The organism is Clostridium sp. CTA-7, from assembly GCF_054768095.1.
In genome coordinates this window covers 553,291-561,082 of sequence record NZ_BAAAAV010000003.1, presented here as the reverse complement: position 1 = coordinate 561,082, position 7,792 = coordinate 553,291, and the positions used below count along the sequence as shown (strand labels likewise).

The following is a 7,792-nucleotide window of genomic DNA, read 5'->3' as shown; positions in this document are numbered from 1 at the left end:
TATTATTAGCTAATAATTCTATTTCTTCCTTCGTAAATAACTTGCTACTCATCTAATCCACTCCTATCGTTATGTTTTATTATACATAAAAAAACCTATAAAATAGACATTTTTTAGTTGTCTATCTTATAGGGTACATTTTAAAAAAATGAATATGCGGTATTTTTTATACTTAAATAATAGAGGAGTGGACTACATAAGTAATCCACTATATATAACATGATTTACTTAAGAAACAAATAGCTTTCCATCACCAATAATTACAACTCTATAATTAGGTGATAAAGGAAGTAGATTATATTTTTTAGATGAAGGATCCAAGCGGATGGCTTGCATAGTAATTAAGTCTTCATTAAAAACTTGGACATAAAGCTGATCTTTATTAGATATATTTTGGATAATGTATTCATGGCCAGATGGAAGATTAAAATCAGATACTTTATATACTCCCTCAGTATATACATTAGAAACAGGGTTAGGCTGAGCCTTAACAATATTAAAATTTAAAAACAAAGAAACTAAAATAACAGAAATAAATTTTTTCATTATAGTAACCACCTTTCAAGATTATTTTGGCTAGATAAGCATTTAAATATACAAAAAGGTATAGATTAAGGAGGGATATAATGGATAAAGAACTATTTAGAAAGACAGAAGGAAAATTATATAGATATTATAATAAAGATAAGTAAATAATTATAATTAATATGGTAGTTATCAGAGAGGTAAACATAGTAACCACAATGAGGAAGATAAAGACAAGTATAAGAAGATATATAAAACCTTAACAAAGGCATATCATCTCGATATAGTAAAAGATGATGGAGAAATGATGAAAATAGTTAATCAACTAAAATGGGAGTGGGGTATATAGTAGTTACCTAATAAATTTATGTAGTAACTACACTTAAATCGTTGATGTAACTAGCTTTTAAAGATGGTTTATGCTAAAACAAACATACACATAATAATTAAATAGAATTAGTACGACACTATTTTAGTGGATAGTTTTATATAAGAGACTGTAGAGGTATATCAGTTTAGGCTGAAGAATATCCTGTGGTCTTTTTATTTTTAATATAAGCAATTTTTATTAATCTAAATAATAAAATATGTTCTTTGAGAATTGAATAATGAGGTATTTAAATATGGTATAATTTACTTAAAATAGAAATGTAAATTTGTTCAGATTTCTAATGGAGGTAAAAATAATGGGTATAATTGCGGTGTACTTTTATCCTATAAAAGAAAGAGATAGTATTTATTATGAAATGAATCTTGAGAAAGAATTAAACCTTAGAGAAAATGAGGAAATAGAAGAAAAATTAATAGACGTTATTGAAAATGAAATTTCTTTAGATTGTATAGATTATCTATATGATTTAGAGCAACATTATGTTATTTATATGAGATCAAGAGATGTACTATCCTCTGCTAAAAAAATTTATGAATTATTGGATAAATTACTTCCACAAAATAGTGAAATTGTTATAGAGATAAGTATATGTAATTCAGGAAATTATACTGTGCAAGAACCAATTTATAGTATACAGAGAAATTTAGGAGATAAAAATGGATGCAATAGAAATACTCAATGCTAATTATAGCGGAATTCAAGGAAGTTTTATATATTTTCTTCATGAAGAATCAAAATTTCATAAAGAAAGTTTTTGGGATTATTATATTTGTCTTGTGAAACTAAGTAGGCAATCTATTTCTAATGGGATCGATAATGAAATTTCATACAAAGTTATTTTTACTTATGGATATATATTAGAAAGTATTGCGCATCACTTTGACCCAAATGATTTGTATAAAATTAAATATTTTCCTAGGAAAAAATATAATTTATATCTTGAAAGACTTAGATTTGCAATGGATGGATATTTTTTAGGAAGGATTTATGAAGAAGATATTTTTGAATTAAATAATCCAAATTTATAAAGTGTAGATTTTATGATAAATTCTGGTCATATTAGAACATTATTAAGTTGAGAATAAATAACATATTATAATACCGTATTATTCAAAAAAAGAATATACGGTATTTTTATATTTAAATAATAAATGAGTGGGCTACATAAGTAATCCACTCTATATAGAATATGTTCTTTGAAAATTGAATAATGCGGTGTTGAGAAATAGAATTATTTTACAATTATTAAGGAGACAATCATCTTTTATCACGCAAATTATGATATAATTATCATTAATAAAGTCATAAAATAGGACTAACTAATGGAGGAGTATAAATGGAGAAGGAAAAGATAAATTCAGCGATGCCATGTATATTAAATCGTAGAAGTGTCCGAGCATATACTTCAGAAGAAGTTAGTAAAGATGCTATCATGCAGATGTTAACTGCAGCTAATTGGGCTCCATCTGGTAATAATATGCAACCATGGAGATTCTCTGTAGTAATGAATAATAAGGAACTAATAAAAAAAGTAGCGTCTCTTACTGTATACCATAATTGGGTAGAGACTTCCCCTTGCTTGGTAGCAGTTTTTTTAGATACTAAAGTTCTAGACGATAAGGTTCCAAGTATTTACTTGAAACATGCTCAATCAATTGGAGCTGCAATACAAAATATGCTACTTGCTGCTCATGAACTAGGGTTAGGTACTTGTTGGATTGGAGAAATATTAAAAAATGAAGATAAAGTACGAGAATTATTGGGAGCTTCAGATGAGTTACAATTAATGGCCGTTATATCTGTTGGCTACTCAAGTAGAAGTAATCTAAAATCTAATAGAAGAGACATTTCTGAAAATATTATAAGTTGGTTATAAAGTTAAGCATTTACAAAATATGCTATAATGATGAAGTAAATTATAATTCATAAAAATGTTATTGAGGTAAAGATTAGGTGAAGAATAAAAGTAGGGTTCTAAAGCAACACTATAGAAATGTAGAAAGAGAAGTAAGAGATTTTAGGATAGACATAAGTGAGAATTCGTGGTATAAATTATGGCACACTCATTTAGATTGGAATGGAATAACTTCTTCAAGTAGTAAGCATAGAAAGAATCATATTTTATATTACTTTAAGATTTTTGATAAAATTGAGGAACAAACAAAGGGAGTAAAAAGAGAGTTTCAAACATGGATATTTTTAGATAAAAATGATGGTATAGATGATGCTATTTACTTTAACACCAAAAGTCCAAATGAAGAATTTCCTTACAATCTAGATAATATTGAATGGAATATAGAAATTCCTCAAATACTAAAAGGTTTATTAGACTTATCAAAATTTACTATTGGTGTTGTTAAAGATGAAAAGGGAGAGGTAGCTTGTTATATAATTCAAAAAAAAGAATTAGGATTGACTGTAAATAAAAGATAATTTGTTAATATAAATAGGAATTTAATTAAAATACCGTATTATTCAAAATGAATATAAGGTATTTTTTTATTAGCAATTATAAATAATAAATGAGTGGGCTACGTAAGTAATTCACTCTATATAACATAATTTACTTAAGAAACAAACACATTTCCAGCACCAATAATTACAACTCTATAATCAGGTGATAAAGGAATTAGAGTATATTTTTTAGACGAAGGATCGAAACGGATGGTTTGCATAGTAATTAAATTTTCATTAAAAACTTGGACATAAACCTGATCTTTATTAGATACATTTTGGATAATGTATTCATGTCCAGATGGAAAATTAAAATCAGATACTTTATATACTCCTTCAGTATATACATTAGAAGCAGGATTAGGCTGAGCTTTGACAATATTCAAATTTAAAAATAAAGAAACTAAAATAACAGAAATAAATTTTCTCATTATAATAACCGCCTTATTCAAGGTTATTTTGGCTAGATAAATATTTAAATATACAAAAAGGTATAGATTAAGGATGGGGTGAATAGATAAAGAACTATTTAGAAAGACAGAAGGAAAGTTATATAGATACTATAATAAAGACAAGTAAATAAATTTATTAATAATTATAATTAATATGGTAGTTATCAGAGAGATAAACATAGTAACCACAATGAAGAAGACAAAAGTAAATATAAGAAACTATATAAAACTTTAGCAAAGGTATACCATCCAGATATAGTAAAAGATGATGGAGAAATGATGAAAATAGTTAATCAGCTAGAAGAAGAATGGGGTATATAGTAGTTATTCAATAAATTTATGTAGTAACTACACTTAAATCGTTGATATAACTAGATTTTAAAGATATTTTATGCAAAGCAAACATAAACATAATAATTAAATAAAATTAGTACCCCACTATTTTAGTGGAAGGTTTTATATAAGAGACCGCGGGAAGTATATCAGTTTAAACTGAATATTATCTTGTGGTCTTTTTATTTCTAATAAATATAAAAAGGATTATTGATCTAAATAATAAAACATGTTCTTTGAAAATTGAATAATGCGGTTTTTGAAATTTATTGGAGTATATATTAATAATTATGTATAATTGTATTATATTGTTAATTATAGAGTTAATATGCTATAAGGAGGTTGAGGGGAATGATCTTATTAGTATTATCTATTGGAATTATATGTATAATACTTTTTGTAAATAATATTATATCTATTATGCATAAAGTTAGGGATGGAAAAGAAGATACAATTAAAAATACATTTGTTTGTTGTATAACATTGATATATCTATGGATTAGCACAATATTTTTATCTGGTATATGATTAACAAATAAGTTTAATATATTATGAAGATAAACTTTAGAATACCGTATTATTCAAAAACGAATATGCGGTATTTTTTTATTATTAAGGAGGGATAGAATGGATAAAGAACTATTTGATGATATAGAAAGAAAATTATATAGATATTATTCAAAAGATGAACATGAGAGGTCATTAAAACAAAGATTAGAGATACTAGATAATCGGATAGAACAATAAATAAAGATCTAAGAGAATGTAATATTAATTTAGAACCAGAGAGTAAAAGTTCTAGCTTTGAAGACAGGGTACAAACATCTGGAGATGGAATGAGCTATGCTGAAAGAGAAGTAATGAGGGTAGCAGAATTAAAAATAAGGAGAGTAACTCAAAAATGTATAGATAGGGAACATATACTAGAGCAGTTAGATAACCTTGAAATAGAATATAATGAGATATATTGGAAGATAAGAGATTTTAAAGGTTCATTAAAACAGTTATTAGAATTAAAATACAAAGAAGGGCTAAATGAAATAAAGATAGGGCAGAAAAGGCACTTGGACCAATCGCAAGTTAATAGAAGAAAAAAACAAATAATAAAGAAAATAGCTATGTGGGATATGTGGATTAGTAGCATAAAAAACGCATAAAAGACGCATAATTTATTAGAAAATAAGATTTATAATAGTATTGTGAAGATGATTAAATTTTCATAGTTCTCATAAATTCTCAATACCCTTTATATTTAAAAGACACTTGTAGAAATATAGGTGTCTTTTATTATATTATATGTAAAATAATATAAATATTGAAAAATAATAAGATATTTGATAATATTATACACGAAAAATAAATAAGGGGATGTATAGAATGGACATAATTAAAACTACTAAAAAGAAATTTAAGATTATAGGATGCGTTATTGCAGCATTACTACTTAGCTTTATCGGAATGGGAGCTTTATCAACAAGTGCTTCAGGTAAAGGTTATATGATAGGAACCTCCAATCTAAATAATACAGAAAATAACAGTGCACAATTAGGGTCAAAATTAGAATCGCCTGAAAAGGGTTGGGCAAGAGTGAAATATGACAATAAGAATATTGAATATGGAAGGGTGAAATATAACAATAAGAATATTGAATATGGAAGGGAAGAATGGCGCTATGATGGTGACAATACAAAATCGTATTTTGGTAATTGGTCTGATGATAGTTCATATGTAAAATTTAATTTTACTGGAGATAAGATAAGGATTATTTCTAATACATGGTGGAGTGGAAGTGGAAAGGTAAATGTCACTATTGATGGTAAGGATGAAGGCTCATTCTCTTGCCAGGGGGGAAATGCTGCTAATCCTATAGTACTTTATGAAAAGACAGGATTAGAATCTAAAGAGCACAGTATAGTTATACAAGGCACTAAAACAGGTCAATATAATTACATATTTATAAAAGGTTTTGATATAGATGAGAATAGCGAAATTAAGCCTTATGGTGAAGTTTCTAAAGATATAGAAGCAACAAGCATATCTTTAGATAAAACATCTATGAATTTGTTAGAAGGTAGCTCAGAGAAATTAACAGCAACAGTTTTACCAGACAATGCTACTAATAAGAAGGTTATATGGACATCAAGTAATAATGATATAGCTACAGTAGATGAAAATGGAAATGTAACAGCAGCTAAAGAAGGACAAGCTACTATAATGGCAAAAGTAGAAGGAACTGAATTAACAGCTACTTGTGTAGTAAATGTTACAAAACCACAAGTTCCAGAAGAAACAGGAAATGCAATATTAAGTATATCATTAGTGAATGGAAGTACTAAGGAATATGATGTAAGCATGGAAGAAGTAAATAAATTTATACAATGGTATGAAACAAGAACTAAAGGAGAAGGATCAAATATATATGCTTTCTCTAAGAAGGGAAGTCCGTATAAGGAAATAAAGGAATATATAGCACAAGATAAGATTGCTTCTTTTGAAATCAAAGAATATGTAAGTTCTAATTAATAGAGTGAAGAGCCTTAGAAATAGGGTTCTTTTTTATTTATAAATTCTCACCCCTTTATAGAAAAGCACTTAGCATAATAAATGTTAGGTGATTTTCGGAGGATTTTACATTTATTTGTAGAATAGTAATGTTATAAGGGGGAGTTAATATGTTTGAAGAATTATATACAAAAGGTGCATGTGATATAATAAGAGATAATGCTGATATAGATTTTAATGAAGAAATAAAACTGTTTTTATGTAATTCAAAGTTATATTCAATTGCATCGACACAACTTCAATTTATTGATCTATTTAATAAGAAACCAGAAATGCCTTTATTTCAAGAGGTGCCTGAAATAACTTTTAATGATTTAATTGAATACATTAATACTGAAGAAGGATTAGAAAATGAAAAAAAGCGATGCTTCATGAATTCATATGAATTATTTGAAAAAAATATAAGTGAAATAATAATATATATACACTATAAAAAACCTCAAATTGTTTTAAATAAAGAGAATTCAATTAAATGTAGTGAATTACTAGGAGAAAAGTCGAAAGAAGATATTATGAAAGAACTCATAGAAAAGAATGTTAATTCAATAATGTATTCTAAAAACATAAAAGAAATTATAGAATTTATAGTTAGATATAGTAAGTCAAATATCGATAAAGATTTAATAGGAGCAATAAGTGCATTCAGTAAAATTAGAAACGCATTAGTACATAGGAAGGGAAATATAAGTAAGTCTGAGTGCTTGAAATTGGAAGGCTTTATAAATTTTGAAAATCTAGATAATATTGATTTAGATGAAATTACAATAACCCTAGAGGTTAATTTAGTAGGAGAGTCTATACAAATTTATAGAGAAATTATAAAAATATTGTGCAGTGATTTAGAAAAAATTTTTGAAAAATAATACACTTAAAAAGAATCCTAGAAATAGGGTTTTTTTATTTATATAAATAGCCTGAAGGAGCCAGTAGAAAAAAAGATCCATGAATATACAACAAATAATAAAAAGAAAAGGTAGGTGAAAGACCTTCCACTATACAATATATTTATTTAATACTAACTCTACTGGCTTTTAATATATAAAGTTACGTATAAATAAAACGAAATTATTAGAAG

10 protein-coding genes are annotated in these 7,792 nt (G+C 26.5%); 8 read left to right on the top strand and 2 right to left on the bottom strand.

Translation table 11 applies throughout. The features are described 5' to 3' along the window. Positions 1-228 precede the first annotated feature (228 nt). On the bottom strand, positions 229-546 hold the full coding sequence (locus ACYUEX_RS08790) for a hypothetical protein (protein WP_460287674.1): 318 nt from the start codon (positions 544-546) through the stop codon (positions 229-231). A gap of 665 nt (positions 547-1,211) precedes the next feature. Between ACYUEX_RS08790 and ACYUEX_RS08785 the strand changes: the two genes are divergently transcribed. The 4 genes from ACYUEX_RS08785 (at position 1,212) to ACYUEX_RS08770 (ending at position 3,349) form a co-directional block, all read left to right on the top strand. Continuing rightward, on the top strand, positions 1,212-1,601 hold the full coding sequence (locus ACYUEX_RS08785) for a hypothetical protein (protein ID WP_460287673.1): 390 nt from the start codon (positions 1,212-1,214) through the stop codon (positions 1,599-1,601). Next, positions 1,573-1,944, top strand: coding sequence for an RNA polymerase subunit sigma (locus ACYUEX_RS08780; RefSeq protein WP_460287672.1), 372 nt, complete (start codon positions 1,573-1,575; stop codon positions 1,942-1,944). The genes ACYUEX_RS08785 and ACYUEX_RS08780 overlap by 29 nt, the downstream gene beginning before the upstream one ends. A 308-nt stretch (positions 1,945-2,252) precedes the next feature. Then, entirely contained in the window at positions 2,253-2,792 is a 540-nt protein-coding gene (locus tag ACYUEX_RS08775; protein WP_460287671.1) for a nitroreductase family protein, read from the top strand. Positions 2,793-2,869: 77 nt separating this feature from the next. Continuing rightward, a complete protein-coding gene (locus ACYUEX_RS08770) occupies positions 2,870-3,349 on the top strand; it encodes a hypothetical protein (protein ID WP_460287670.1) in 480 nt (159 codons plus the stop codon). Between the two features lie 134 nt (positions 3,350-3,483). On the opposite strand, the gene ACYUEX_RS08765 is transcribed toward ACYUEX_RS08770, so the two are convergent. Beyond that, a complete protein-coding gene (locus ACYUEX_RS08765) occupies positions 3,484-3,801 on the bottom strand; it encodes a hypothetical protein (protein WP_460287669.1) in 318 nt (105 codons plus the stop codon). Positions 3,802-4,506: 705 nt separating this feature from the next. Here ACYUEX_RS08765 and ACYUEX_RS08760 point away from each other — a divergent pair. The 4 genes from ACYUEX_RS08760 to ACYUEX_RS08745 all read left to right on the top strand — a co-directional run bounded on the left by ACYUEX_RS08760 (position 4,507) and on the right by ACYUEX_RS08745 (position 7,580). Continuing rightward, complete coding sequence (locus ACYUEX_RS08760) at positions 4,507-4,683, top strand: hypothetical protein (protein WP_460287667.1); 177 nt, start codon at positions 4,507-4,509, stop codon at positions 4,681-4,683. A gap of 308 nt (positions 4,684-4,991) precedes the next feature. Further along, positions 4,992-5,312, top strand: coding sequence for a hypothetical protein (locus ACYUEX_RS08755; protein ID WP_460287666.1), 321 nt, complete (start codon positions 4,992-4,994; stop codon positions 5,310-5,312). Between the two features lie 220 nt (positions 5,313-5,532). Continuing rightward, a complete protein-coding gene (locus ACYUEX_RS08750) occupies positions 5,533-6,678 on the top strand; it encodes an Ig-like domain-containing protein (protein WP_460287665.1) in 1,146 nt (381 codons plus the stop codon). Positions 6,679-6,827: 149 nt separating this feature from the next. After that, entirely contained in the window at positions 6,828-7,580 is a 753-nt protein-coding gene (locus ACYUEX_RS08745; RefSeq protein WP_460287664.1) for a hypothetical protein, read from the top strand. Positions 7,581-7,792 lie beyond the last annotated feature (212 nt).